This is a genomic window from Chitinibacter tainanensis DSM 15459, assembly GCF_000429785.1.
GTDB classification, from domain to species: Bacteria; Pseudomonadota; Gammaproteobacteria; order Burkholderiales; family Chitinibacteraceae; genus Chitinibacter; species Chitinibacter tainanensis.
The window spans coordinates 508,327-534,126 of the sequence record NZ_KE386951.1 but is presented as its reverse complement, the minus strand read 5'-3'; the positions used below and the strand labels follow the sequence as shown (position 1 = coordinate 534,126).

28 protein-coding genes are annotated in these 25,800 nt (G+C 55.3%); 12 read left to right on the top strand and 16 right to left on the bottom strand.

The annotated features are described in order from the left end of the window. Positions 1–13: 13 nt before the first annotated feature. Both G482_RS18515 and G482_RS0111975 read right to left on the bottom strand, forming a co-directional pair. Positions 14–832, bottom strand: a complete 819-nt coding sequence (locus tag G482_RS18515; RefSeq protein WP_034619541.1) for a glycosyltransferase family 2 protein — start codon at positions 830–832, stop codon at positions 14–16. Then, on the bottom strand, positions 822–1,574 hold the full coding sequence (locus tag G482_RS0111975; protein WP_028450223.1) for a glycosyltransferase family 2 protein: 753 nt from the start codon (positions 1,572–1,574) through the stop codon (positions 822–824). The genes G482_RS18515 and G482_RS0111975 overlap by 11 nt, the downstream gene beginning before the upstream one ends. Before the next feature lie 75 nt (positions 1,575–1,649). On the opposite strand from G482_RS0111975, the gene G482_RS0111970 reads away from it, so the two are divergent. The 9 genes from G482_RS0111970 (at position 1,650) to G482_RS0111930 (ending at position 9,793) form a co-directional block, all read left to right on the top strand. After that, positions 1,650–2,510, top strand: coding sequence for a glycosyltransferase (locus G482_RS0111970; RefSeq protein WP_028450222.1), 861 nt, complete (start codon positions 1,650–1,652; stop codon positions 2,508–2,510). Between the two features lie 21 nt (positions 2,511–2,531). Further along, the gene (locus G482_RS0111965) at positions 2,532–3,770 is read left to right on the top strand and encodes an O-antigen ligase family protein (protein WP_028450221.1); all 1,239 of its coding nucleotides are present in this window, start codon (positions 2,532–2,534) and stop codon (positions 3,768–3,770) included. Continuing rightward, on the top strand, positions 3,767–4,717 hold the full coding sequence (locus G482_RS0111960; RefSeq protein WP_051258974.1) for a glycosyltransferase: 951 nt from the start codon (positions 3,767–3,769) through the stop codon (positions 4,715–4,717). The genes G482_RS0111965 and G482_RS0111960 overlap by 4 nt, the downstream gene beginning before the upstream one ends. Before the next feature lie 32 nt (positions 4,718–4,749). Further along, on the top strand, positions 4,750–5,883 hold the full coding sequence (gene metX, locus G482_RS0111955; protein WP_028450219.1) for a homoserine O-succinyltransferase MetX: 1,134 nt from the start codon (positions 4,750–4,752) through the stop codon (positions 5,881–5,883). Then, positions 5,883–6,482, top strand: coding sequence for a methionine biosynthesis protein MetW (metW, locus tag G482_RS0111950; RefSeq protein WP_034619540.1), 600 nt, complete (start codon positions 5,883–5,885; stop codon positions 6,480–6,482). Before metX ends, metW begins: the two co-directional genes overlap by 1 nt. Positions 6,483–6,568: 86 nt before the next feature. Beyond that, on the top strand, positions 6,569–7,558 hold the full coding sequence (locus G482_RS0111945) for a Gfo/Idh/MocA family protein (protein ID WP_028450217.1): 990 nt from the start codon (positions 6,569–6,571) through the stop codon (positions 7,556–7,558). A gap of 22 nt (positions 7,559–7,580) precedes the next feature. After that, entirely contained in the window at positions 7,581–7,934 is a 354-nt protein-coding gene (locus tag G482_RS0111940) for a DUF2185 domain-containing protein (RefSeq protein ID WP_034619539.1), read from the top strand. A gap of 44 nt (positions 7,935–7,978) precedes the next feature. Continuing rightward, complete coding sequence (locus tag G482_RS0111935; protein ID WP_028450215.1) at positions 7,979–9,121, top strand: M14 family metallopeptidase; 1,143 nt, start codon at positions 7,979–7,981, stop codon at positions 9,119–9,121. Positions 9,122–9,271: 150 nt separating this feature from the next. Further along, positions 9,272–9,793 carry a hemerythrin domain-containing protein gene (locus G482_RS0111930; RefSeq protein ID WP_034619683.1) on the top strand — a complete coding sequence of 174 codons (522 nt, stop codon included), beginning with the start codon at positions 9,272–9,274 and terminating at the stop codon, positions 9,791–9,793. On the opposite strand, the gene G482_RS18510 is transcribed toward G482_RS0111930, so the two are convergent. The 7 genes from G482_RS18510 to purE form a co-directional block, all read right to left on the bottom strand. Continuing rightward, positions 9,790–10,203 (bottom strand): protease inhibitor I42 family protein, encoded by a 414-nt coding sequence (locus G482_RS18510; RefSeq protein WP_051258973.1) that lies wholly within the window; start codon positions 10,201–10,203, stop codon positions 9,790–9,792. The two genes, G482_RS0111930 and G482_RS18510, sit on opposite strands and share 4 nt — an antisense overlap. Positions 10,204–10,417: 214 nt before the next feature. Beyond that, positions 10,418–11,155 carry a dienelactone hydrolase family protein gene (locus tag G482_RS0111920; RefSeq protein WP_028450213.1) on the bottom strand — a complete coding sequence of 246 codons (738 nt, stop codon included), beginning with the start codon at positions 11,153–11,155 and terminating at the stop codon, positions 10,418–10,420. A 66-nt stretch (positions 11,156–11,221) separates the two neighbouring features. Beyond that, positions 11,222–12,100, bottom strand: coding sequence for a phosphoribosylaminoimidazolesuccinocarboxamide synthase (locus tag G482_RS0111915; RefSeq protein ID WP_034619538.1), 879 nt, complete (start codon positions 12,098–12,100; stop codon positions 11,222–11,224). A 79-nt stretch (positions 12,101–12,179) separates the two neighbouring features. After that, positions 12,180–12,731, bottom strand: coding sequence for a GNAT family N-acetyltransferase (locus tag G482_RS19685; RefSeq protein ID WP_051258972.1), 552 nt, complete (start codon positions 12,729–12,731; stop codon positions 12,180–12,182). Between the two features lie 201 nt (positions 12,732–12,932). Beyond that, positions 12,933–14,081, bottom strand: a complete 1,149-nt coding sequence (locus tag G482_RS0111905) for a 5-(carboxyamino)imidazole ribonucleotide synthase (protein WP_028450211.1) — start codon at positions 14,079–14,081, stop codon at positions 12,933–12,935. Further along, positions 14,071–14,343: a hypothetical protein gene (locus G482_RS0111900; protein ID WP_028450210.1), complete on the bottom strand. Its 273-nt coding sequence runs from the start codon at positions 14,341–14,343 to the stop codon at positions 14,071–14,073. The genes G482_RS0111905 and G482_RS0111900 overlap by 11 nt, the downstream gene beginning before the upstream one ends. Then, the gene (gene purE / locus G482_RS0111895) at positions 14,340–14,828 is read right to left on the bottom strand and encodes a 5-(carboxyamino)imidazole ribonucleotide mutase (RefSeq protein WP_028450209.1); all 489 of its coding nucleotides are present in this window, start codon (positions 14,826–14,828) and stop codon (positions 14,340–14,342) included. Before purE ends, G482_RS0111900 begins: the two co-directional genes overlap by 4 nt. 404 nt (positions 14,829–15,232) lie before the next feature. On the opposite strand from purE, the gene G482_RS19680 reads away from it, so the two are divergent. Beyond that, positions 15,233–17,908 carry a hybrid sensor histidine kinase/response regulator gene (locus G482_RS19680; protein WP_051258971.1) on the top strand — a complete coding sequence of 892 codons (2,676 nt, stop codon included), beginning with the start codon at positions 15,233–15,235 and terminating at the stop codon, positions 17,906–17,908. A 7-nt stretch (positions 17,909–17,915) separates the two neighbouring features. Here G482_RS19680 and mnmE read toward each other — a convergent pair whose 3' ends face one another. The 7 genes from mnmE to rpmH form a co-directional block, all read right to left on the bottom strand. After that, positions 17,916–19,253: a tRNA uridine-5-carboxymethylaminomethyl(34) synthesis GTPase MnmE gene (gene mnmE / locus G482_RS0111885; protein ID WP_028450208.1), complete on the bottom strand. Its 1,338-nt coding sequence runs from the start codon at positions 19,251–19,253 to the stop codon at positions 17,916–17,918. Between the two features lie 69 nt (positions 19,254–19,322). Further along, positions 19,323–19,826 (bottom strand): DUF6803 family protein, encoded by a 504-nt coding sequence (locus G482_RS18495; RefSeq protein ID WP_034619537.1) that lies wholly within the window; start codon positions 19,824–19,826, stop codon positions 19,323–19,325. A gap of 85 nt (positions 19,827–19,911) precedes the next feature. Then, a complete protein-coding gene (locus tag G482_RS0111875) occupies positions 19,912–20,247 on the bottom strand; it encodes a hypothetical protein (RefSeq protein WP_028450207.1) in 336 nt (111 codons plus the stop codon). A 179-nt stretch (positions 20,248–20,426) separates the two neighbouring features. Further along, positions 20,427–22,085: a membrane protein insertase YidC gene (yidC, locus tag G482_RS0111870; RefSeq protein ID WP_028450206.1), complete on the bottom strand. Its 1,659-nt coding sequence runs from the start codon at positions 22,083–22,085 to the stop codon at positions 20,427–20,429. A gap of 38 nt (positions 22,086–22,123) precedes the next feature. After that, positions 22,124–22,333, bottom strand: coding sequence for a membrane protein insertion efficiency factor YidD (gene yidD, locus G482_RS0111865; RefSeq protein WP_028450205.1), 210 nt, complete (start codon positions 22,331–22,333; stop codon positions 22,124–22,126). After that, a complete protein-coding gene (rnpA, locus tag G482_RS0111860; protein ID WP_028450204.1) occupies positions 22,306–22,683 on the bottom strand; it encodes a ribonuclease P protein component in 378 nt (125 codons plus the stop codon). Before rnpA ends, yidD begins: the two co-directional genes overlap by 28 nt. 33 nt (positions 22,684–22,716) lie before the next feature. Further along, positions 22,717–22,851, bottom strand: a complete 135-nt coding sequence (rpmH, locus tag G482_RS20120) for a 50S ribosomal protein L34 (protein WP_081986631.1) — start codon at positions 22,849–22,851, stop codon at positions 22,717–22,719. 234 nt (positions 22,852–23,085) lie between these two features. Here rpmH and dnaA point away from each other — a divergent pair, with 234 nt between their 5' ends. Both dnaA and dnaN read left to right on the top strand, forming a co-directional pair. Then, entirely contained in the window at positions 23,086–24,507 is a 1,422-nt protein-coding gene (gene dnaA / locus G482_RS0111855) for a chromosomal replication initiator protein DnaA (RefSeq protein WP_034619536.1), read from the top strand. A 105-nt stretch (positions 24,508–24,612) separates the two neighbouring features. Continuing rightward, the gene (gene dnaN, locus G482_RS0111850; RefSeq protein WP_028450202.1) at positions 24,613–25,719 is read left to right on the top strand and encodes a DNA polymerase III subunit beta; all 1,107 of its coding nucleotides are present in this window, start codon (positions 24,613–24,615) and stop codon (positions 25,717–25,719) included. Positions 25,720–25,800: the final 81 nt, after the last annotated feature.

Here is a 25,800-nt window from a genome sequence, read left to right as displayed (position 1 = left end):
GCGCGAGCACTCGTCAAGGTTGATTATGTAGGCCTTGGATAGGATGTATACGGCCAGATTTTAGTGTCTGTTGTAGTTTCTCCCAGTTTTCACGCTGATGTCCCCGATCATTTTCAAGATGCCAGAGGTGAATTACTGGAACTGCAAATCGACCATCTTTTATTTTTATCCCGTAATTCAACAACCGAATGGCGAAGTCTGAGTCTTCGTGTCCCCATCCTGAAAAAGATTCATCAAAACCCCCAATCTGAATAAAATCAGTTTTCCAAACGCCGATATTGCAGCCCTTCAATATTTCCCACTTTGTAGATCGAGCCTTGCGTAAGACTCCTAGGGGTATCCGTAGTTTAGGAAAAAGCTTGTTGCTTTTCTTTTGAAGGTAAAGAGTGAACCATTTGGTGAGTGATGGATTGAAGTAGCTTGCTGGGTTGGATAAAATTCTGCTTGTTTGTTCTTGATTTAGAAGAATACGGTTGCCCGCGACGACATAATTTCTTTCTGCTATTTTCTTGCTTTTCTCTAGGAAATCATGCATGGGAATGCAGTCCCCATCAATAAAAACAATATACTCACCTGCTGCATGTTGCACGCTGAGGTTTCTAATTGCCGCAAGCCTGAATCCTTTATCTTCGTGCCAGATGTGCGTCAGCTTTGTTGGGAAGCTTTGAGCTATCCGTTGGATTGCCTCTTTTGTTTCTTTCGATGATCCATCATCTGCCACAATCACTTCCCAAGCAATTGCTTTGCTGTTTGATTGGTTTGACAGTCCCGTTAAGACTGCCTCGAGTGCATCTGGGCGATTATAAGTTGAGACGACAATACTAATTTTCATTTTTGTATAATAGTGCGAGTTTTAAATAGCGGTAATAAGTGCCTTCTGCATTTGAAACTGCAAGCATTAACCCTTCTTGACCATCAAGAAAGCCCAGCTTCAAGAAGTAAGTTCTAAAAAAAGCCCAAATTCCTTTGTAAATTGCCTTTGCAATGCTTGATTTCTCTCCTTTTTTGTATTTTTGCTCGGCGCCCGCTGTAGAGTAGTCGTTGATTTTTCTTAGGACTGACTCTAGATCATCAAATGAATAGTGATATAGCTCACCAACAACCCTCCCGGGTTTAGCCTCGTGAATTAGTCGTTCGTGAATGATGTCGTTGGAGTATTCGGCTGTGCCGCGTTTGAAAAGTCGCGCGACCCAATCTGGAGACCAACCTGAATGCTGAATCCACCGTCCGCAATAGTTAGATGTGCGATTTATTTCATAAACGTCATGTGCGCCTAATGTGATAATTGTCCGAATTGACTCGGCTAGTCGAGGGCTCACAATCTCATCTGAATCAAGTGCGAGAATCCAGTCTGTATTTAAGGCTTCAATCGCTTTGTTCTTCTGTGGACCAAACCCTGGCCAATCCATTGTTTCAATAATGCGAGCGTTGAAGTTCCGGGCGATATCTAGCGTGCAATCTGTGCTTCCAGAGTCTACAACTACAATTTCGTTTGCCCAGGATACCGAGTTTAAGCACTCGTTGAGATGAGTGGCTGCATTTTTAGTGATCACTGCAATCCCTAGGGTAGGCATTGAACTCTCTTCTTGGTTAGGTAGGCTGATATAATCCGTGTTTAAACCTATTCATGCAAGGGAGGCTGTGTGAGAATGAAAGTGAGTGGATTTACCTTTCTGCGTAATGGCTCAATGCTGGGTTATCCCTATGTCGAAAGTCTGCGCAGCCTGCTGTTGGTGTGTGACGAAATCGTCGTGGCCGTAGGGCGGAGCGAAGATGACACGCTGGAACAAGTGCGCGCCATCAATGATCCTCGCATCCGGATTGTCGAAACGGTCTGGAATGAAGGCATGGCTCAGCGGGGCTATGTGTATGCACAGCAGAAAATGATCGCTCAGTTTAACTGCACCGGCGACTGGGCTTTTTATCTCGAAGGCGATGAAGTCATTCATGAAGAGGATGCCCCCAAGATTCGTGCTGTGCTGGAGCAGCATCTGCACAATCCGCAAGTGGAAGCGATCGCCTTTGATTACCACCATTTTTATGGTTCCCCAGACCTCGTGGCCAAAAGCCCGGCCTGGTACCGCCAAGCCCCACGGATCATTCGCAACACGATTCGTAGCTGGGCACCCGATGGCTTATTCTGGGTGGTAATGGATAAAAACAAAAAAGGCCGCTATCCACGCGCGGCCTTGGCCGGCTGCCCGATTTACCATTACGGGCATGTGCGCTCCGCCGAGAAAATGCAGGAAAAAAATCGCCAAGTGGCCAAATACTGGAGCCATGCGCCGAAAGCCCATGATTACTCGCAAATTGATGCCAGTATCCTGCAGCCCTTTGCCGGCACTCATCCGCTATCTGTGCAGCAATGGCTGCGCGAGTACGCTGAGACTGCCTTCTCGCCCGATCCTAGTTATCGCTTATCCAAGCGCGAGCGCCGCCATCGCTGGATGATCCAATTAGAAAAGCTGCTAAATAGAGATCTAACGAAAAAACATTTCACCATTGTTTAACTTGGTTGCGTTCAATATTTAATGTCAATAATTTATTCAAGATTATTTAGTCTGGCCGTTGGCGCTGTTCTGTTTCTATTCCCTTTGCTTATTCTCACAATAAAGGGGTCTTATAATTTTCTTGCTGCGGCTTTGTTGATGCTGGGTTTGATTTTTTGCTGGGGGTCTAAAAATTTAATTGAGATTAGCCGTGAGGACTTTGTGTTTTTTGGTTCCCTGCTTATCTACCCATTTGTACTGTTGATTGCTATGGTGCTGCAGGGGGGTAAGTGGACTGCGCTTGATTATCCTTGGCGAGCATTGGCTATACTGCCTATTGCTCTAATGCTCAAGACTCCTTCGGTCCAAATTACATGCACTATGCGCTGGATACAAGGATGGCTGATGGGAGCGCTACTCTCAGGAGTTGTCGCCTTGTTTCTTGTCTACTGGCGGGGTTGGTTGCGGGTGGGATCTCATATTACTAATGAAATTCCATATGGTCAAATTGCAGCCATTCTTGCTTTAGGTGCTTTTTTGTTTATTGGGTTATACCGGCACTGTATATGGCGGCTAGTGTGTTGCTTTGCCGGTTGTGGTGGCTTATATGCTTTGATTTCTTCCGGAACTAGGGGGGCTTGGGTCGCGTTCATTCTGGCCCTATTTTCTTGCGGTTTAGCCATTTTTAAATGGAAATTCCCCCGTGTGGCGGTGGCTATGGTGCTGTTTGCCCTCGGAATTCTTGCGTTGCAGCATTCTTCCTTGGTTCAGAGTAGGCTGGATGCGGTGCGAGCAGATATGCTGTCTTACCAGAATGGCGATGCCTACACATCCACTGGCGTTCGCCTAGAACTCTGGCGTTTAAGTGCCGAGATAGCTAAAGAGAGCCCCCTCTTTGGGGCGGGACCAGGCCATTTCAAAGAGGCGTTAGCCCCCAAAATCGGCGAAAAACCCTTCCTTGCCAATTATGCACATGCGCATAGCCAATACTTTGATACCTTAGCCAATGCGGGTTTTATCGGCTTGGCCGGGCTGCTTGTTTCGTTTCTGGCGCCTCTGGTTTTATTCTGGGGTCGGCTGCGCTCTAGTCAGCGCTTAGAACGCGTGTTTGCCTTGCAAGGTTGTGGTTTGATTATAGTTTCTATGGTGGCAGGCCTCACCCAGCCACTGTATGCGCACAATATCAGTGTCATTTTCTATTTCATTTGTTTGAGTGTGTGCTGGGGCTTTTCTTCGGCAAATGCAGTCCCTTCCCCTCGACTTGAGGATGGTATGGAATGAGTCATTTGCGAGTTGCGCTAGTAATCGATCAGCCTGTACCCGTGTTTAAATATGGCGGTACTGAGCGGATGGTCACCTGGATTGCGCAACAGCTGCTGGTGGCCGGGCATCAACTCATTCTCGTGGCACCGCAAGGTTCTGCTCTCGCTGGCACTCTGCATTGGCAGGCGAATACCGAGTCTGAGGCGCGGCAAGTCCTGCAAGCGCGGCAGAGCGAATTCGATATCGTGCATCTACATGGCTGGCATGCTGCTGGTCTGGGCTTGCCGGCGCTATCCACGCTACATGGTAATCTGCAAGCAGGGGAGGCATTTCCGATCTCCAATTGGGTGTGCATCAGTGCCGATCATGCGCAGCGTCATGGCCGTTCCACTTATGTGCACAATGGCCTGCCGATTGATGAGTATCCATTCGCGAGCGCACCTTCTCGCCAGGCTTTGTTCTTTTCCAAGGTCAAGCGCAAAAGCAAAGGTGCCGCAAGAGCCCTGGCATTAGCACGAAAGTACAACTGGCAGCTTGATGTCGCAGGCGGATCTCGCTTTGATCTGATTAAAGCAGGTGGCTTGTTTGATAGCTTGTCCCGCCAGATTCATTTTCACGGTGAGGTGGGGGGGCTCCAAAAGCTGGCACTCTTGCAGCAAGCCCAATTTATGCTGTTTCCGATTGAGTGGGAGGAGCCGTTTGGGTTGGCGGTGGTTGAATCCATGCTGTGCGGTACCCCGGTCCTGGCCACCCCACGTGGCTCGATGCCCGAATTGGTACGGCCAAGCGTTACGGGTCAGCTGTGCCAGTCCGATGTGGATTTTGCGCTGGCTGCCGAATCGGTTCAAAATATAGATCGTTTGCAATGCCGCGAATATGCTGCCGAGCATTTCTCTATCGCGCGTTGCGTAGAGCGTTACCTTGCGCTGTATCAGCGTGTGCTGCAAGGTGAAGTACTACCTTAATCCGCTTATCTCCGCTTTGCCAAAGGCCATGTATGTCTACCAATAGTGTCGGGATCGTTACTCCGCACAAGTTTGAATTTACAGACCCCATCACCCTCTCCTCTGGCGCGGTGCTGCCGCGCTATGAGCTGATGGTCGAAACCTACGGCAGCTTGAATGCCGATAAGTCCAATGCCATTCTGATTTGCCATGCGCTGTCTGGCCATCATCACGTGGCGGGTAAGCATGCCGAGACTGATAAGGCGGCGGGCTGGTGGGACAATATGGTCGGCCCCGGTAAGCCGATTGATACCAATAAATTCTTTGTGATTGGCCTCAATAACCTCGGTGGTTGCCACGGCTCGACCGGGCCGTCGAGCATCAATCCCGAAACTGGCGCGCCGTATGGCTCGAGTTTTCCGGTGGTACTGGTGCGCGATTGGGTTGAAACGCAGGCGCGTCTGGCTGATCGCTTGGGGATTCAGCAGTTTGCTGCTGTCATTGGCGGCAGTTTGGGCGGCATGCAGGCGCTGCGCTGGTCGATTACTTACCCTGAGCGCGTGCGCCATGCCCTAGTGATTGCTTCGGCGCCCAAGCTTACCGCGCAAAATATCGCGTTTAACGATGTCGCCCGGCAGGCGATTATTACCGACCCCGAGTTTCACGGCGGCGATTACTACCAGCATGAAGTGGTGCCGCGGCGTGGCCTGCGCTTGGCGCGGATGCTGGGGCATATTACTTATCTGTCGGATGATGGCATGGGCGAGAAATTTGGCCGCATGCTGCGCAGTGGCGAATACAAATACGGCTTTGAGGTCGAATTCGAGATCGAATCGTATCTGCGCTATCAGGGGGATAAATTCTCCACCCGCTTTGATGCCAACACCTATTTGCTGATGACCAAGGCGCTGGATTATTTCGATCCGGCACGCCATTACGGCGGCTCGCTGGCGCAGGCGATGCGGCAGGCGCAAGCCAAGTTTCTGGTGGTGTCCTTTACCTCGGATTGGCGCTTTGCCCCGGCGCGTTCGCGCGAAATTGTGAAAGCCTTGCTCGATGCCGATCGCAGTGTGTCGTATGCCGAAATCGAATCGCAGCACGGGCACGATGCGTTCCTGATGGAAGACGCACCGTATATGGCCGTAATGCGCGCCTATCTGAATAACGTGGCGAAGGAGATCGTATAATGGCTACCGCGTTGACACTGCGCCCCGACTTACAACACATCGCCGCGCAAATCCCCGCTGGCACGCGGGTACTGGATCTGGGCTGCGCCGAAGGCGATTTGCTGGCCTGGCTGCAAGCGCACAAAAACGTGCGCGGCATTGGCGTGGATGTGGATGTTAATTCCATCGTCGCTTGCGTGGAAAAAGGCCTGAATGTCATTCAGGCCGACCTCGAAACTGGCCTGCAAAGCTTTGAAGATGGCAGCTTTGATTATGTGGTGCTCTCGCTCACAATTCAGGCCATGCACAATATTGAGCTGATCCTGCAAGAAATGCTGCGGGTAGGCAAAGTCGGGCTGGTTACCTTCCCGAACTTCGGTTTCTGGGAAAACCGCTGGCAGATTCTGCTTGGGCGCATGCCGGTATCGGAAACCATTCCCTACGAGTGGTACAACACGCCGAATATCCATTTCTGCACCGTGCACGATTTTGCCCGGCTGCTCGGTAAGCTAGGCATGCAGGTGGAACAGCAAATCGTGCTGCATCAGGGCGAGCGGGTGGAATTCTGGCCGAATCTGCTCGGTAGCTTGGCGCTGGTGCAATTTAGCCCGGCCCAATAGCCTTGCGTTAAGCACAATACCGGATTGGTGTATTGCTCGCGAGAGCATATGCTGCTTGTTTTTCAGTCGTATACCCAGGGGTAAAGATGGAGCAAGTTCGATTCGGCATCATCGGGGCGGGCCAGATCGCCGCCCGCTTTGTCGCAGGGCTGGCCGAAGTGCCGGCCGCCAAAGCGGTCGCCGTGTGCAATCGTAGCCCGGCCAAAGCCCGGCAATTTGCGGCCGTGCACCATATCGCCCAGGTATTTGATACCCCGGAAGAACTCCTCGCCAGCGACATCGATGCGGTTTACATCGCCACCCCTCACCCCAGCCACGCGGCACTGAGTATCGCCGCGCTGCGGGCGGGCAAGGCGGTGCTGTGTGAAAAGCCGGCGGCTGTCACGCTGGCGGAACTCGATGCCGTCTTGGCCGTCGCCCGCGACACGGCTTGCCTGTATATGGAAGCCATGAAGCCACCGTTTTTCCCGCTTTACCAAACCTTGCGTGAGCGCATTGCCGCCGGCGCAATTGGCGAGCTGCGCTTTGTGCGCGCCGGCTTTGCCAATCTGGTACCCAATGCCTATGTGCCAGCCAGCCACGCCGTGCTCGACCCGGCTCAAGCCGGCGGTGGCCTGCTGGATATCGGCATCTACAGCGCGTTTCTGGCGGTGGACTGGCTGGGGGAAGCTGCGCAAATTCAAACTTTAGGTCGCATCGGTGCCAGCGGTGTCGATGGCTTTGCCAGTCTGCAAGTGCAACACGCACAGGGCATTAGTCAGCTCTACTGCGGGCTCGATTGCGCTGGCAGTGGCGAAGCGCTACTGGGCGGCACGGCGGGGCATATCGTGCTGCACGAGAAATGGTGGAATCCCACCAGCGCCACGCTGGTCAACGCCTTTGGCGAACGCGAAACCCTCACCTTGCCGGTGCAGGGCAGCGGCCTGAATTACGAAACCACGCATTTTTGCGCCTTGCTGCAAGCCGGCGAGCGCGAAAGCCCGATCTTGCCGCACGCCAAAACTCGCGCCGCGCTTGCCATGGTGCTAGCCGCGCGCGAGGCGGTACTGGGGTATACGCCAGAAAGCCATATTTAATCAAGATTAGCGCAGGATACCCATGAAAGACTATTTGCTCGACGAGCGCATCATCAAAAAAATCGCCACCGGCCACGGCAGCTGCATGGCCAGCGACGAAATTACCGTTGAGGGCTATCCCGTTGGCCTGATGTACCGCGAAAAACCGACCAAAGAAGGCGATAGCGGCTGGCGCTTTTTCTCGGGCACTGAAGATCAGAAATACTTAAACAATCCGAAAAACCACAGCGAATTCGATGTGAATGTCATCGCCAATTACGATGCCAGCATTATCCCGCTGCTCGCTTCGCCGGTCGGTAGTGTGTTCGAGCGCTTTGTAAAAAGCGAAAACGATGATGAATTCAAACCGGTGACGGATTGGTCGCCCTTAGATTAATCTACGGTTAGAGCGCTATTTTTCAGTCTTATACAGGAGAGCTTATGCTCCAGATCACCAGCCATTTCGATTCCGGTTCGATTGATGTGATTGATGCCACCGATGCCGCCAATATCCGCCTGAATTTGCGGCCGGATAATGCCGCCGATTTTGCGCAGTGGTTTCACTTTCGCCTCTCCGGCGCGCGCGATGTCGATTGCACCTTAAAGATCGAAAACGCGGGGCAGAGTGCGTATCCGGATGGCTGGGTGGATTATCAGGCGGTGGCCTCGTATGACCGCGAGCACTGGTTCCGTGTCGAAACCGAATACGATGGCCAAACCCTGACGATTAAACACACGCCGCACACCGATGTGATGTGGTTTGCCTATTTCGAGCCCTACAGCTGGGAGCGCCATCAAACCTTACTGGGCAATGCCGTGACCGCGGCCCCATGGGTGAAGCTGGAGCAGCTAGGCGTGACGCCGGATGGGCATGATTTTGATTTGCTGCGGGTGGGCATTCAGAAAGGCTATTACGGCATCAATAAGAAAAAAATCTGGATTACAGCGCGCCAGCATCCGGGCGAGAGCATGGCCGAATGGTTTGTGGAAGGCCTGCTGGAAACGCTGCTCGATCCGCAAAACCCCATCGCGCGGGCCTTGCTGGAAAAGTGCGTGTTTTACGTGGTGCCGAATATGAATCCGGATGGTAGCGTGCGCGGCAATTTGCGCACCAATGCGCTGGGCGCCAATCTGAACCGCGAATGGCAAACGCCAACGCTGGAGCGCAGTCCCGAAGTGTATTGGGTGCGCGAGAAAATGCAGCAAGTGGGCGTGGATGCCTTTTTTGATATTCATGGCGACGAGAGTATTCCGCATAATTTTGTGGCGGGCTGTGAAAGCAACCCCTCGTTCTCCTGCCGGCAGCATGATCTGCAAGAAGCGTTCAAACAGGCATGGCTGGCTGCTAGCCCGGATTTTCAGGTAGAGCACGGCTACGAAGTCGGCAAATTTGGCCCCGAGACGCTGACTTTAGGCACCAACTGGGTTGGGGATCATTTTGATTGCCTTGCCTACACGGTGGAAATGCCCTTTAAAGACACCGCCAATCGGCCGCTGCCCGAGGTGGGCTGGAATGGCGAGCGCTCAACCCAATTGGGCGCCAGTTTGCTGGCGGCGCTGTACGCCATCTTGCCGCAGCTCTAAGCGCGGCACTGCCAGAGATACCGGCGCTGCGGCGCCGGTTTTGCATTGATCTGGCACAAGCTTGCGCCAAGCCCGGCGTGGCAAGAATTTGCCTTGGCAAGCAGCGGCTTTGGGCGTAAGTTGAAGTTCTGTTCTTGGCTGGAGTCGGGCATGCTCAATCCGTTTGAAACTGCGAGCGTTACCTTTGCCACCCCGCTGGCGATGCTGGTGGCCTGCCATGATCGGGTGCGCCACTATGCGGCGCTGACCCGTACCCTTGTGACTCATCTGGAGCAACACGGCGCCGATGCGGCCGCGATTGCCGGCGCGCAATCCATACTGCGCTATTTTGATGTGGCCGCGCCGCTGCATCATCAGGATGAAGACGAAGATCTGTTTGCTGCCATGCTACCGCTGGCCGATCCCACCCTGCGCGCAAATATCGAAGCCATTATGGCCGAGCACGACACGCTGGGGGCCTTGTGGCAAGAAGTGCGGCAGGCCTTATTGGCCGTGGTCGCGGGCGATGATAGCCAGCTCACCCATGCGCTGGCCGCGCGCTTTGCCCAGCTGTATCCGGCCCATGCACTGCGCGAGGAAGAAGACATTTACCCTTACGCCAAAGTGCTGCTGGATGAAGCCACCCTGGCTGAATTAGGCCGGCGGATGGCGGCACGGCGCGGGCAGCGTTAACTGCCAGCGTTTTTCTCCTGCACCACAATCCGATATTCGCGCACATCCAGCGGCTCGGTCTCGCCGCCTTGCCACGGTTTGCGATACACAAAGCGCAGCGTGGCTTCACCGCTGTCTTTGGCCTGAAAGCGCCAGATGGTATCGCCGATCACCGGCCGCGCCTGTAGATCACGCGGGATAAATTTCCAATCTTGTGTCATGGTCAATGGCGCCGCGGCGGGCGGCTCGTAAAACCACAGATAGCCAGTGCTGGGGCTAGACGGCAGTTTCACCGTCAGGGTTTCACGCGGCTGTAGTTTGATCTCTTGCTGGTGTTCCAGCTGGGTGACCAGCTGCTCGGCCATGGCCACTGGGCTGGCGCACAGGCTGGCCAGCAGCAGGCTGCCAAGAGGGCGTCGTAAATCCAACATCACCATGCTCCGCTAAAACCGAGGAGCTTTCATGCTACGGGGGCGGCGGGTGATGGCGCTGTTAATAAATCCCCGCGCAGGGCGTTAAAAATTACACGGCTTTGGGTATGTCTGTGAAATCATTATTAATCATGACTTGCGTGGCTATACCTAGGGCATGTATGAATGAAAAAAGACCGGCACTCGGCCGGTCTGTCGCGCAGCAGGGCGGAGTTTAGCCCAAACGACGGCGGAATAAATCGAACGCCAGCTGATAGCCCAGCAGCGCCAATTGCGGGTCATAACGATCGCCTTCGTCACGCATAAAGGCGTGCGGGCCATTGAATTCATGCCAGGTGAAGGTTTTGTCGGCGGCTACCAAAGCCTGATATACCTGCGCGCGGCCAGCCGCCGGAATATGCGGGTCTTGCTTGCCCCAGATCATCAGCAGCTCGCCGCTGATTTCCGCCAGCCGTTCCATGCTGTGCTGGCCGGGCTGATTGGGGATGACATTGGTGTGCAGGTCGGTGGCGTAAAAACACGCGGTGGCTTTGATTTCCGGCTGCAGTGCAGCGCGGAAAGCCAGATGACCGCCAATGCAGAAACCCATCGCGCCAAAATCGCCGCTGTGCCAAGGCTGTTGCTTCACCCAGGCGATCATTGCCGCGTTGTCAGTGTCGTAGCCTTCGACCGATTTGGCCATTTTGTCGGCATTGCCTTTATCGCGGCCGGCGTCGTCATACGCCAATACGGTGCCGATGGGGTTGAGCTCATGGAATACTTCCGGCACCAGCACGTTATAGCCGTGGCCGGCGATGATTTTCGCTGCGCGCTCGATCGGGCCGGTTTGCTGGAAAATCTCGGAATAAAACAGAATCGTTGGGTATTGGCCCGCTTCGGCTGGGCGGTGCACATAAGTTCGCATCACGCCGGTCGGGGTGGCCAGATCGGTGATTTCGCTTTTGATCATCATGAGTGCAATTTCCTGCAAAAAAGGGAATAAAAAACGCCCTCGGGTCAGAGGGCGTATCGGCATGGATTACTTGGTGAGCTTTTCCAGTGCTTCGCGGTATTTCGCCGCGGTTTTTTCCGCTACTTCGGCGGGCAGGGCCGGGGCGGGTGGGGTTTTATCCCAGCCGGTGCTTTCCAGCCAATCGCGCACGAATTGTTTATCGTAGCTCGGTGGGTTGGTGCCAGGCTGGTATTGGTCGGCTGGCCAGAAACGGCTGCTGTCTGGGGTTAGCGCTTCGTCCATCAGGCACAGCACGCCATTTTCATCGAGGCCGAATTCAAATTTGGTGTCGCCGATGATAATGCCGCGGGTGGCGGCGTATTCGCTGGCGGTTTTGTACAGCAAGATCGCGGTGTCACGTACTTTGGCGGCGAGTTCGGCGCCCAAGATTTCTTCGCATTGTGCGTAGCTGATGTTCTCGTCGTGATCGCCCACTGCCGCTTTGGTCGATGGCGTGAAGATTGGTTCTGGCAGCTTGTCGGCCTCAACGAGGCCGGCTGGCAATTGGATACCGCACACGGTACCTTGCTGCTTGTATTCTTTCCAGCCGCTGCCAGCGATATACCCCCGTACAATCGCTTCTACCGGCACCGGTTTCAGGCGTTTGCACACCACGGCGCGACCTTCGACTTGCGGGCGGTCGGCTTCGGAAACCACGTCTTCGGGTTGATCGCCGGTGAAGTGGCTAGGCACCACGTCTTTGAGCAGGTCGAACCAGAAATTAGAGATTGAAGTCAGGATCTTGCCTTTTTCCGGAATCGGCTCGGCCAGAATCACGTCAAACGCCGATAGGCGATCGGTGGCGATCATCAGCATGCGCTGGTCGTCAATTTCGTACAGATCGCGCACTTTGCCCGAGTAGATTTTTTTCAGGCTGGTGAGATTGGTGGAAGTCAGGCCGCTCATCATTGCTCCAGAAGCGTGGTGGATCACCACTAGGACGAATCAAGGCGGTATTTTGCCTGAATCGCCGCGCTTTGCCTATTTACGCGGCGCTTGAGCCGCCCAGCGCAAAGCTATTTTCAGTCGGCTCGGGGTAGGGCTGCGGGCTGCCGGTATGGCGCACCAGCCGATAGACTTTCACCCCTTCATTGCGATGATCGAGCCGGGTTTCCCAGCCTTCGCTGCGAAAGCCCAGCGCGTGGTAAAAATCGTAGGCGCCCTGATTATTGGCAAAGCAGATGGTGGCCATTTCGCTGCAGCGGTGGCGTTCTTGCGCGATGGTGGTGAGCGCACAGACCAGATAGCGGGCCACGCCCATGCGGCGGGCGCGTGGATTGACGATCAGATGGCCAATCCAGGCGCGGCCTTGGTGTTTAGCGTTATACAGGCTGGCGTAGCCCAGCACATGTTCGTCATTGCACACCACAAAGCCGTCTTCATGGCCGGCCAAGTGCTGCAGCAGTTTCAGCGGTTCTGCCGGCCAATCGGCGCGGGGAAACAGAAAACGCAATTCGGTCGGCGTTTGCGGCCAGCTCACGATCAGGCTGAGATCATCCAGCGTGGCCCGGCGCAAGCGGTAACGGGGAGCGTTCATAAGCAATGACGATAGTTTGTCAGCAAAACAACCATCTTAGCGGAATGTTGTCAGCAAGGTGAAATTATTTACCCGCGGCGGCGGCAGTGACGGCGCGGCGCGAGTGAGGGCGATGATGCAGTCTAGGGTATTGCTCGTGATGCCTTTGCTAGATTGGCTTGGCGAGCAATACCCGTGACAGATGGTGGCCGCAGTGGCCGCTTACAGTGTTTCTTTGATGGCGCGGGCTTGCTCTAGCGCGTCTTCGGCGGTGGCGGCCAGGACATTGTAGTGGCCCATTTTCCGGCCCGGACGTGCCATCTTTTTGCCATACAGATGCAGCTTGGCATTCGGCGCGGTGAGCAGTACGTCCCAACGTGGCTCGGCCCCCTCTTCACCCCACACATCGCCCAGCAGATTCACCATCACGGTGGGCTGCAGCAGATCCGGTTTGCCCGGGTACAGCCCGCACATGGCGCGCACTTGCTGTTCGAACTGGCTGGTGAGAGTGGCGTCGAGCGTATAGTGTCCCGAGTTATGTGGGCGTGGCGCCATTTCATTGATCACCAGCGCATCGCCTTCCAGCACGAAAAATTCCACCGCCATCACGCCGATGTAGTCGAGTTTTTCGGCCAGCGTCATCGCCATAGCGCGCGCGCGTTCGGCGACTTCGGGTTTCACCCGGGCCGGCACGATCGAGACATCGAGAATGCCATCAACGTGCTCGTTTTCTGCCACCGGAAAGCTCACCACTTCATTGGCGCGAGTGCGGGTGACAATCACCGATACCTCGGCCACCAAGGGCAGCATTTTTTCCAGCACACAGGGCTGATGCTTCATTTCGGCATGCGCAAAACGCGCTTCTTCCGCGGTTTTCACCCGTACCTGGCCTTTGCCGTCGTAGCCCAAGCGTGCGGTTTTCAGAATACCGGGCAGATAGGGCGCGAGGTCGCCTTCCAGGCTGGCAGCGTTTTTGACTGCCAGAAACGGCGCGGTATCCAGGCCCGCGTCGCGGATAAAGGTTTTTTCGGCGATGCGGTCTTGCGCAATGGCGACGCAATCGCCGGAGGGCGAAACCGGTACGCCTTGGGCGGCCAGCCAACGCATCGAGTCGGCGTTGACGTTTTCAAATTCGGTGGTGATGGCCGCGCAATGCTCAGCCATGTACTGCAGTGCTGCGGGATCGGTAAACGATTTGCACAGATGGACATCCGCAAAATCCGCCGCGGGGGCGTGTTGGTCCGGGTCGAGCACGGTCACGCGGTAGCCCATGGTTTTGGCTGCCGTGGCGAACATGCGGCCCAGCTGGCCGCCGCCCAAAATGCCCAGCATCGCCGGGGGCAAAATAGGGGTTGTCGCTTTATTGCTCATCGTTGTCTTCCTTCCATTGCAGTCTTGCTTTAAAAGCCTGGTGGCGGGCAAATCCCCATTGCCCAAAGCCGTATATCCCGCCAGCGATCATCGCCATTGGGTTTGCAGCCCATACCCCCTCAATCCAGTTGGGATAAGTGCCGCTGTAATGCCAAAGTGCCGCCAACAACAGGGAACAGGTCAGTCCCCAAAATAAACAGCCCTTGACCAGTATGTAATACCAGCAAGGGCGTAGATCGGTAGGCTGCGTGCGATCGATCATTCGACAGCGGGTAATTCCATGGCCAGCACGGTTTGTTTCTGGCTTTCGCGGAAATCATTCAGCTGTTGCGCCAGCGCTGGGTTGCTACCGGCCAGCATGGCTACGGCAAACAGGCCGGCATTGGCGGCGCCCGCTTCACCAATCGCGAAAGTGGCCACTGGAATGCCTTTGGGCATTTGCACGATCGACAACAGCGAATCTTCGCCGCGCAGATATTTGGAGGGTACAGGCACACCCAAGACTGGCACGGTGGTTTTCGCGGCCAACATACCTGGCAAATGGGCTGCACCGCCGGCGCCAGCAATAATGCAAGTCAGGCCGCGGGCTGCCGCTTCTTCGGCATATTGAAACAACAAATCCGGGGTGCGGTGGGCCGATACCACTTTGCATTCAAACTCGACGCCAAAGGCTTTCAGCTGCTTGGCTGCGTGTTGCATCACTTCCCAATCGCTATTGCTACCCATTACTACGCCGACTTGAACCATCGCCGTGAACTCCAAACGCAAAAGCGGTCAATTTTACCGAAAAAACAAGTCGTTCCGATAGGGGTTTGGACAAAAGGTGCTGCCTTGTATCAGGAAAATTACCTACAGTATTAGCGTTGACTAATATTTGTGGCTGGGGCAATATCTTGTCATACAGCTAGTCTGCATGTGGCTGTAGTGTTTCATTTCCATCCTATGTCTTACTGAGCGCCATTTCGATTCGTCGAACTGGCGTTTTTTTTGCCCGAAAGTTGCGCGTTGCTTGGTTTTGCCAGCACGATCCTGCTAAATTGAAGCTTCATTGCCAATGAGGTGCGATTTGATGCGGTCTTGCGGCGGCCTTTGCCGGCCTGTGTGGCGCCCAGCCCTTGTGTGCTGGATGCGCCGCCCTGCGGATGTGATCTATGCGTAGCTTCGGCCCGCTCTCGCGCTATCTATTTGGCCGCATCCTGTTTTACAGCCTGTTGCTGTCCTTGCTCACCAGCCTCGTGAACGGCTGGGTGGCGTATCAGGATGGCTTGGCACGCCAGCGCGCCCAAGTGCAATCGGTGATTACCGCCTACCAAAACAGCCTGACCAAAGCGATTTGGGAAGTTGATTACGAATCCGCCCAAATCCAGCTACAGGGCTTATCCCGTTTTCCGGCGATTTTGTCCGCGCGCATTGTCAGTGCCGGCCCCAAGCTCGAATACCGCAAAAAAGACGCTAATCAGCAGCAAATCACCGAACTCAAGGTGTATTCGCTGCAAATGCCCAAGGCCAATCAATCGCTCGGCACTTGGGAAATCCGCCTGGATCGCGAATTACTGCGGCAGGAAGTCTGGCGCGAAGCGCTGCGCTTTGCCTGGATTGTGAGTATTGAGCTGTTTCTGATTGCCTTTCTGATTTTTCTATTATTCCGCCGCAATATTTCACTGCCAATTCAGGCTTTGTCGGAGCACGTGCAGCGGATGGACGAAACCCGGCTGGCGATTTCGGCCCCCTTGCCCGAAGAAAAACATCGGCATGAAATTCACGAGCTGGCCGACGGGGTAACCCGGCTGCAGCATGATTTGCTGGCGCAATTTGCGCTACGCGATGCCAATGCCCACGAGCTGGCCGAGCACCGCGATCAGCTGAACCAGATTTTGCTGCAGCAAGAACATCAGCTGGATGTGGTGGTGCAGCAGATGGCCGATGGTAGCGCGGTGATTAGCGGGCAGGGGCGAATCTTGTTTGCCAACCCGGCCTGGTCCGCGATGCTCAATTGCGGTTCACCGCAGGCGGTGGTGGGCTTCTGGCCTTTGCAATGGTTGCTCAAGCCCGGCTGGAGCAATATTCAGGGGCGCTTGCTGCAAACCGATACCCTGCTGGGTGAATATCTGCTGCTCAATCGTCGCGACGCGCAAAGCTTACCGGTGGAGGCCAGCTTTTCGGTGCTGGAGCGCGATATGGATGGCGTGCCGGTGCGGATTCAGATCATGGTGCGGGATTTATCGTCCCGACTGGAAACCGAACGGGTATTGATCGCCGCCAAAGAAGCCGCGCTGATGGCCAGCCAAACCAAATCGGCCTTTTTGGCCAATATGAGCCACGAAATCCGCACGCCTTTGAATGCTGTGCTGGGTTTTTCTAGCCTGTTGGCCGAAACCGATCTTGATGCCGAGCAACAGCAATATATTCAGAATATCCGCCACTCCGGTACTGCCTTGCTGACCTTGCTGAACGATATTCTGGATTTTTCCAAGATCGAAGCGGGGCAGCTGCTGCTGGAAAATATCGAGTTTGATCTGCGCCGGCTGCTGGAAGACACGCAAGACATCATTGCCGCCCAGGCCCAGCACAAGGGCTTGGAGCTTCTGTGCCTCGTGGATGCGTCTGTACCACTGCAGGTCAATGGCGACCCTAGCCGCCTGCGGCAGATTTTGCTCAATCTACTCAATAACGCCGTGAAATTCACGCCCAAGGGCGAGATCATTACCCGTGCCCGCCTGGTGCAGCGCCACGGCGAGCAGGCGCGCATTCGCATCGAAGTAGCCGATCAGGGGATCGGCATTGCCCCAGAGGTGCAAAACCAGCTATTTCAGCCTTTCCATCAAGCAGATGTCTCAACCACCCGTCGCTTTGGCGGTACCGGCCTGGGCTTATCGATTTGCCGGCGGCTGGTGGAGGCTATGCAAGGCGAGATCGGCGTAAGCAGTGAGGTTGGGCAGGGGGCGCAATTCTGGTTTGAAATTGAGCTGGGCTTACCGGCCAAGCGCACCAGTTCGCCCACACCTGCCGCGCTACATGGGCGGCAAATCGCGCTCTTGGCCGCATCCATCACCGGCCGGCATAAATTACAGGCTGATCTACTGCAAATGGGCTGCGTGGTGCGCAGCTATGCCGATGACGCCAGCCTGCTGAGCGGCATTGCCGCCACGCCGCCGGAGCTGGTGCTGGTAGATTTATTATTAGGCGTGAGTTTGCCGGTGCATTTGCCGGCGCGGATTCACGCCGTGGCCGGCTGTGCGCAGGTGCCGGTGGTGCTCTCGGTTGCCCAAGGGGTGCAAGGGCAGGGCGCGCAAGCCGATGAAGCCGGCTTTGCCGCCTATTTAAGCAAACCGATTCATTTTGAAGCCCTGGAGCAATGCCTCGCCCATGCCTTGCAACCCGAGCAGGCCGGCGAACAGACCGGATTGCTGACCGTGCACAAGGTCGCCGAGCTGGCGGCCAAGGCCCGCCGCCATGTTTTGCTGGTAGAAGACAACCCGATGAATCAGAAAGTTGGCGTGCTGATGCTGGAAAAACTCGGCTGCCGGGTGGATTTAGCCAGCGATGGGGTGCAGGCGGTGCGCGCGGTGCAGCTGCATGACTATGATCTGGTGCTGATGGATTGCCAGATGCCCGAGCTGGATGGTTTTGACGCGACCCGGCAGATCCGCGCGCTCGGCGGCCGCTATCAGCAGCTGCCGATCGTGGCGCTGACGGCTAATGCCTTTGCCGAAGATCGCGAGCAATGCTTTAGCGCCGGCATGAACGACTTTATGACCAAACCGGTGCAGATCGAAGCCTTGCAAACGGTACTGATTCAATGGGTGCGCCCCAAAGTGCAAGTGTAATTTGGCCCTACTTGCCGATACAGAAACGGCTAAATATCACCCCTAGTAGATCATCGCTGGTGAACTCGCCGGTGATTTCATTCAGGCTGTTTTGCGCTAGGCGCAGCTCCTCGGCCAAAATTTCGATTTGCAAGTAGGCCGCATCGGCGGTGTGCAGGTGCTCGCGCGCGGTGCGGATCGCAGTCAGGTGACGCTCGCGAGCGATAAAGACGTCATCGTTGATACCCTGCCACCCTATCTGCTTCAAAAGCTTGTCTTTCAGGTCGCGCAGGCCAATACCCTGCTTGGCGGAGATGTGGATTTCATCTTCAGCCACCACGCCGGGCACTTCGCCGGTGAGGTCGATTTTATTGAATACCCGCAGCACCTTCAGCTTGGGGGGCAGCTTGGCCAGAATATGCTGATCGTGGGCGGTGACGCCTTCGCGGCTATCGAGTAGCAAGAGCGCTAGATCGGCTTTTTCGACTGCGGCCCAGGTGCGCTCGATACCGATGCGCTCCACGGTGTCGTCGGTCTCGCGCAGGCCGGCGGTGTCGATCAGGTGCAAGGGCACGCCATCAATCGACAGCAGCTCGCGCACCGTATCGCGGGTGGTGCCAGCAATGTCGGTCACGATGGCGATGTCTTCACCAGCCAGTGCATTCATCAGGCTGGATTTGCCCACATTGGGCTGCCCGATCAACACCACATGCATGCCTTCGCGCAGCAGTTTGCCTTGCGTAGCAGTGGCGAGGGTGTGTTCAAGCTGGGCGGTGATGCCGGCCAGTTTGCCGCGCGCATCGGCGGCTTCGAGAAAATCGATGTCTTCTTCGGGGAAATCCAGCGTGGCTTCTACCAGCATGCGCAGGGTAATCAGCTCATCGACTAATTTATGCACTTCACGCGAAAAAGCGCCATCCAGCGATTTGAGCGCCGATTTGGCGGCGGCTTCGGATTGCGCGTCGATGATATCGGCCACAGCTTCGGCTTGGGCCAGATCGAGCTTGCCATTTAAAAACGCCCGCTTGGTGAATTCGCCCGGCTGCGCGTGGCGCGCGCCCAGCTCGATACAACGTTTGAGCAGCATGCTCATCACCACCGGCCCGCCATGGCCTTGCAATTCGAGCACGTCTTCGCCGGTAAAGCTGGCTGGGTTAGGGAAGAGCAGTGCCAGCCCTTCATCCAGCACCGCGCCATCGGCGGCTTTGAAGCGGGCAAAATGCGCAAAGCGGGGCTTGAGCTCGCGGCCAATCAGTCCAGCGATCAGGGCCGAAAGATTGCGGCCGGAAATGCGGATAACCCCAACCCCGCCACGCCCCGGTGCGGTGGCGATGGCGGCGATGGTGTCTTGGACGTACAAAGTCATGGCGGCAGCCCGATACAACGCTAAAACCTAATGATAACGCAGACTGCCGCCTGCTCGCTGCGTGGCGGCTTAGTGATGCATGCTGCTCATGCTAGCGCTGGCCGCATCACTCATCAGTAGCGTTGGGTCAAGCATGCCGAAAATCATGGCGATGTGCGCAATCACCAGGAATATCGCGACAAAGATGGCGTGTAATTTCAGTTTGCGCTCTTCATCCCACGCTTTTCCGATTAAGCCCAAATCCAACAGCGCCATTCCGCCCAGTGGGATGATCCCGGCCAGATAGCAGCCCACCGCAATGACATCGGCCGCGCCCAGCCAGCCACCGCTGGCGGTGAGTGGGATGACGGCGGTTTTCATCAGGTAGATAAATACGCCGGTGAAATAGATACCGCCGGTGATGCTGGCCCAACGGTTGATCCGGCGCAGCCAGCCGCCTTGCGGGCGGCTAAATAGGATAAATAGCTCGGTGATGGCCACGGTTTCGGCCAAGATGACCGGAATGGCCATAAACAGGATCAGATTCCACGGTTGATTGTCGGCCAGTAGGGCCATGTAATGGGTCATATTCATGATGTTCTCCGCGGGCGTGCTGGCACGCCCGACATAAAAGCAGGTGAACTAGGGCGCAAATTGCGCCATAGCGTGGCAGAGTGAATTACTGCGCGGCGGCTTTCGGGGGCGGAGACGGCGGGGTGATGTAATGCGAGGCATGCGCATGGCTCAGGGCGAGCGTGCGCGGGGTTTGGATGGGGATTAAGGGTAGCAACACCACCGGGGCGGTGGGCACGGCGCAATGGGCGAGGCAATCGGGCGCGGCTGAGAGCAGGATTTGGCTGCTGGTGGTGGCCGCGGTGCTGTCGCAGTGGTTGTGGCTAGCCGTTGCTGGGCTCGCCGGTAGCGCCCGCAGGCTGGCAAACAGCGGCCCGCTGCTCAACAGCAGCAAGAGCGCCAGTAAGCTGGCTAGGCAGGAAGTCAGAACGGAGCGCGACATCTAGCAATAGGCTCAGACGATTCGGTTTAGTTCCCAGTCTGCCAAACTTTTTGGCCGGGATTATTGTGTTAACGCAAGCTGGGGGTATAGGGCTGAAACCCTTGATAGAGATTGTTTAGGTGCATATACCCTAGGCAATAAAAAAGCCACCCGCAGGTGGCTTTTTTAGCGTTGGGCGCTTAGCTGTTTTTCGCCAGCTGCGCTTGCTTTTCAACTTGCTTGGTAATCACATACTGCTGGGCGATCGACAGTACGTTATTCACCACCCAGTACAGCACCAAGCCGGCTGGGAAGAAGAAGAAGAACACCGAGAATACGATAGGCATCCACTTCATCATCTTCGCCTGCATTGGATCAGGTGGCGGTGGCGATAATGACGACTGCACATACATCGACACGGCCATGATCAGTGGCAAGATGTAGAACGGATCAGGGATCGACAGATCGTGAATCCAGAATTCCCACGGCGCTTGGCGCAATTCCACCGCGGCCAGCAGCATCCAGTAGAAACCCATGAACACCGGAATCTGTACCAGCATCGGCAAACAACCGCCCAGCGGGTTTACTTTCTCGGTTTTGTACATCTCCATCACGGCTTGCTGGAATTTCATCCGGTCATCGCCGTGGCGCTGTTTCAGGGCTTCCATCCGTGGAGCCAGTTGGCGCATTTTCGCCATCGAGCGATAGCTGGCGCTGGCCAGTGGGAAGAAGGCGGCTTTAATCAGCAGCGTTACCAGAATGATTGACCAACCCCAGTTGCCCACGAAGCTGTGGATAAACTGCAGCACGGCAAACAGTGGCTTCGCGAAGATGGTGAACATGCCATAGTCTTTCACCAGATCAAAGTCTTTGGCTGTGTCTTTCAGGCGCTTGGTTTCTTGCGGGCCCACATACAGCGGTACCGATTTTTCCAGCTTCGCGCCAGCGGCGATGGTCGGCAAGTCGATGGTTGAGCTTACTGCAAACTGGTTGTCTGGCAGCGCTTTCATCTCATAGCGACAAGCATTCGGTGCGCACTGGGCCGCGCCGCCATTGGGCGACATGATCCAGCCCGAAACGAAGTAGTGCTGAATCATCGCAATCCAGCCATCGTTGGCGCTTGGCGTGTATTTGGCTTCGCCTTTGCTGATTTTGGCAAATTCCACTTTCTGGAATTTACCTGCATCGGTGTAGACCGCAGGGCCAGTAAAGGTGTGCGTGCCAAACATGCCTGGGTTTTCTACTTGGCCATCACGGGTCAGGCGGTAGTAGGCGCTGGCATTGATCGGCGCGGCGCTGCCATTGGCGATCTCATACTTCACGTCGATCAGATAGCTATCGCGTTTGAAGGTGTAGATCTTGGCCACTTTAACGCCACTGGCGGTCGTGTGCTCCAGGCGTACTGCGACTTCATTCTGACCATCGGCTAGCTGATAGCTGGTTTGCGCGCTGGTGAACTGATTTTTGTGTGTTGGCAGATCGCCACCCAGCAGGCCGGTTTGCGCCACATAAATGTGCTCGCCTTCGTCTTGCAGCAGGGTGAATGGTTTTTTCGGATCTTTGGTGTCACCGTGTTTCAGCAGTTTCACTTCACGCAGATCGGCACCATTGGTATCGATCACAGCGGTTAGCAAATCGGTGCGAACAGCAATGCGATTGCCTTTGGCCAGGCGGCTATTGTCGGCCGGGGTAGCTGCATTGCTGCCGGTGGCCGTTACGGCGCTGGCGGCAGCCGAAGCTTTGGCAACGCTAGAGGCGTTTTGCTTGAGCTGCGGATATTGCTGCTCCATATAGTGTTGCCAGAAGAACAAGATGCCGAACGACAGGGCAACAAACAGGACGAGTCTCTTGGTATCCATTTGGACGGACGAGCTCCCACTCACTCAGGGGTTATTGATTAGGGTACCGGATCATGCCCGCAGCCACCCCAAGGATGGCAGCGACACAAGCGGCGGACAGTCAGATAACTGCCCTTGGCGGCACCGTATTTCTGGATGGCTTCAATGCTGTACTGCGAGCAAGTCGGGGTAAACCGGCAGCGCGGGCCCAGCAAGGGGCTGATCATCAGCTGGTAAAGTTTCACGAGTGCGATGATAAGGCGCGACATGTGCGAATCTTCTTGAACAAGCTCAATAAAGCTGCACGTGCGGCGGCGCCTTCCTGACGAGTGAACGCCTTACGCGAACGCACCACGATATCCAGCCCGGCTAACTGAGTGGCATTTAACCGGAAAGTTTCTCGAATGGTGCGTTTGATGTAGTTGCGACCCACGGCCCGTTTGTCGGTTTTTTTGCCGACCACCAGGCCCAGACGGGCTGCCTGACCTGCATTCGGTTTGCCCAGCAGCTGGAAGTAATCATTCCCCACTGAAGCGCGCAAACTAAAAACGGATGAAAAATCATCCGTTTTTAGTAGACGCGCTGAGCGCGTAAAGCGGTAGCGAGGGACGCTACTCATACTGTGGCCTGCGCTGGCAAACTCAAGCAAGGCTTAAGCAGACAGTACTTTGCGGCCTTTAGCGCGGCGTGCGTTCAGGACGCGACGGCCACCTACAGTGCTCATGCGAACGCGAAAGCCGTGAGTACGCTTGCGTTTGATTACAGAAGGTTGGAAAGTACGCTTCATGATGAATCCTAGATAGACAAAGGTGCAGTAAACACGCGATTTAATCAGTGTGCAGTCTGTTTTGTCAAGATAAAATGTTTCGGGTCAAAGGTGTAAAGGCTGTGGATAAGTTTGGGATGAAGCGGTACAATGGGGCGCTTCCCGTTTCAACCCCTGTCACTTTTTTCGCGAGCGCTGGCCCTGTTGGGCTGTGAGTGCGGGTGAAGTGTCGCCACGGCAAACAAAAACATAAGTATGCAAACAGAAGCCCTTTGGTCACATTGCCTGAATGAGTTGCAGCAGAGTCTGGCTGCCAGTCAGTACAATATCTGGATCAAGCCCCTGGCCAATAGTGCGCAGCTGATTGATGGCAGCTTGGTCATTGCCGTTCCCAATCAAATTTTCCTGCAATTTATTCGTGATCGCTATCTGGGTATGATCGAGATGGCCGCGGCGAAAGTGTGCGAAGGCTTGCCGCCGCCGATCGAATTGCGCGTGGGCGCTGCGCCCGCGCCTGCTGTGGCCGCCGTGGCGCCTGCGGCGAAAGTGGCTGATGCCATGCCTGCGGCCGAAGAAGCGCCCGTGGCTGCCGCCGCGGCGCCCGCATTGCAACCCAAACCCGCCAAGCGCTTTGATGCGGCGGGCTCCAATCATGAATTATCCCGCCTGAACCCGAGCCATACCTTTGATACGCTGGTGACAGGTAAAGCCAACCAGGTGGCGCGTGCCGCCGCCGTGCAGGTGGCGGAAAACCCGGGTGTGAGTTACAACCCGCTGTTTGTATACGGTGGGGTCGGCCTGGGTAAAACGCACTTGATTCAGGCGATTGGTAATTTTGTACACCAGCACAATCCACAAGCCAAAATCCGCTACATCCATGCGGAAAAATATGTGCAGGATGTGGTGAAAGCCTACCAGCACAAATCATTCGACGAATTTAAAAAGTACTACCACTCGCTCGATGTGTTGCTGGTGGATGATATTCAGTTCTTTGTCGGCAAAGACCGCACGCAGGAAGAGTTCTTCTATCTCTTTAATGCGCTGCTGGAAAGCGGCAAGCAGATCATCCTGACCTCGGACAAAATCCCCCGCGAAATCGAAGGCCTGCAAGAGCGGCTAACTAGTCGCTTCTCGTGGGGGCTGATTGTGCCGATCGAGCCGCCAGAAACCGAAATGCGGGTGGCGATTTTGATGAAAAAAGCCGAGGCCGAGCATTTCAAGCTCGATGCCACGGTGGCTTTCTTTATCGCCAAAAACATCCGCTCGAATGTGCGTGAGCTGGAAGGCGCACTCAAGCGGGTGATGGCCTATGCGCGCTTTACTAATCAGGCGATTACGGTCGATTCGGCCAAAGAAGCGCTGCGCGATATTCTGGCCTCGGGTAGCCGGCAGGTGTCGGTGGAAAACATCCAGAAAACGGTCGCTGATTTTTACAAAATCAAAGTGGCCGACATGCACAGCAAAAAGCGTACGCGCGATATTGCGCGCCCGCGGCAATTGGCGATGGCGCTCACCAAAGAGCTCACGCAGATGAGTTTGCCGGCGATTGGCGACGCCTTTGGCGGCCGTGATCACACCACGGTGCTGCATGCCTGCCGAACGATTCAGGATTTCCGCCAAACGGATCAGGAATTGGCGCATCAATACGGCGTATTGCTGCAGATGTTGCGTTCCTGAACGAAAACCCTGCTGCGGGTATTTCGCAATCTGAAAGCCGCCCTGAAATCGGGTAGAATCGAGTGTTAATTTATTCAACCATTTGACTGGATTAGGTGAGGGAAAATGCAACTGCTGCAAGCTGAACGCGATTCGCTCTTGAAACCACTGGCTACCGTGACCGGGATTGTGGAGCGTCGCCATACTTTGCCGATTCTCTCTAATGTGCTGATCAAAAAAGACGGCGACAAACTGGTGTTTACCGGCACTGATCTGGAAATCCAGATCAGCAGCTCGCAAAGCGATGGTTTTTCGGGGGGCGACTTTGCCATTACCGTGGCCGCGAAAAAGCTGTCGGATATTCTGCGCGCTATTCCGGATAAAACCGTGGTGTCGTTTGAAGAGGCCGACGGCCGTCTGACCATTAAAGCTGGCAAGAGCCGTTTTGCCCTGCAAACGCTGCCGGCCAATGATTTCCCGCAGCTGGCGGTGGATGACAATACCCGCGCCACAGTGCGGATGCCGCAAGGCCAGCTCAAAGCATTGCTGGGCCGGGTGCAATTTGCCATGGCGCATCAGGATATCCGTTACTATCTGAACGGCATGTTTATGGTGACCGAGGGCAATCTGCTCAAATTGGTCGCCACCGATGGCCACCGTCTGGGTTTTGCCTCAACTGAGCTGACCGCTTCGTTTGATAAAAACGAAGTGATTTTGCCGCGCAAAACCATTCTGGAGCTCTACAAACTGCTGGCCGATGTGGATGACGAAGTCGCCATCGACATCGCGGGCAATCAGGTCAAATTTACCTTTGGCAATATCGTGATCCACAGTAAAGTGGTGGATGGCAAATTCCCGGATTACAACCGGGTCATTCCGGTGAACAACCAGCGCCTGTTGTCAGTCGAGCGCACCGCCTTGCTGGCGGCAATGCAGCGCGCAGCCATTCTGTCGAATGAAAAATTCCGCGGCGTACGTCTGGTGCTGACCGAAGGTAGCCTGAAAATCCTGTGCAACAACAATGAACAGGAAGAAGCACAAGAAGAGCTTGAGGTGGTATATGCCCACGAGCCACTGGATGTGGGCTTTAACATCCAATACCTCCTGGATGTATTAACCAATCTTTCGGTGGAAACCCTGCACTGCTACTTCGGGGATGTGAATTCCAGCGTGTTGGTCACTATCCCGGATAACGAGCACTTCAAATACATCGTCATGCCAATGCGCATTTAGTCGTTTGGTGAAGCTACAAAAGGGCGCTTGCGCCCTTTGTATTTTGCCCTTTGGTCTTCACCCCGCATTCTGATTGAGTCT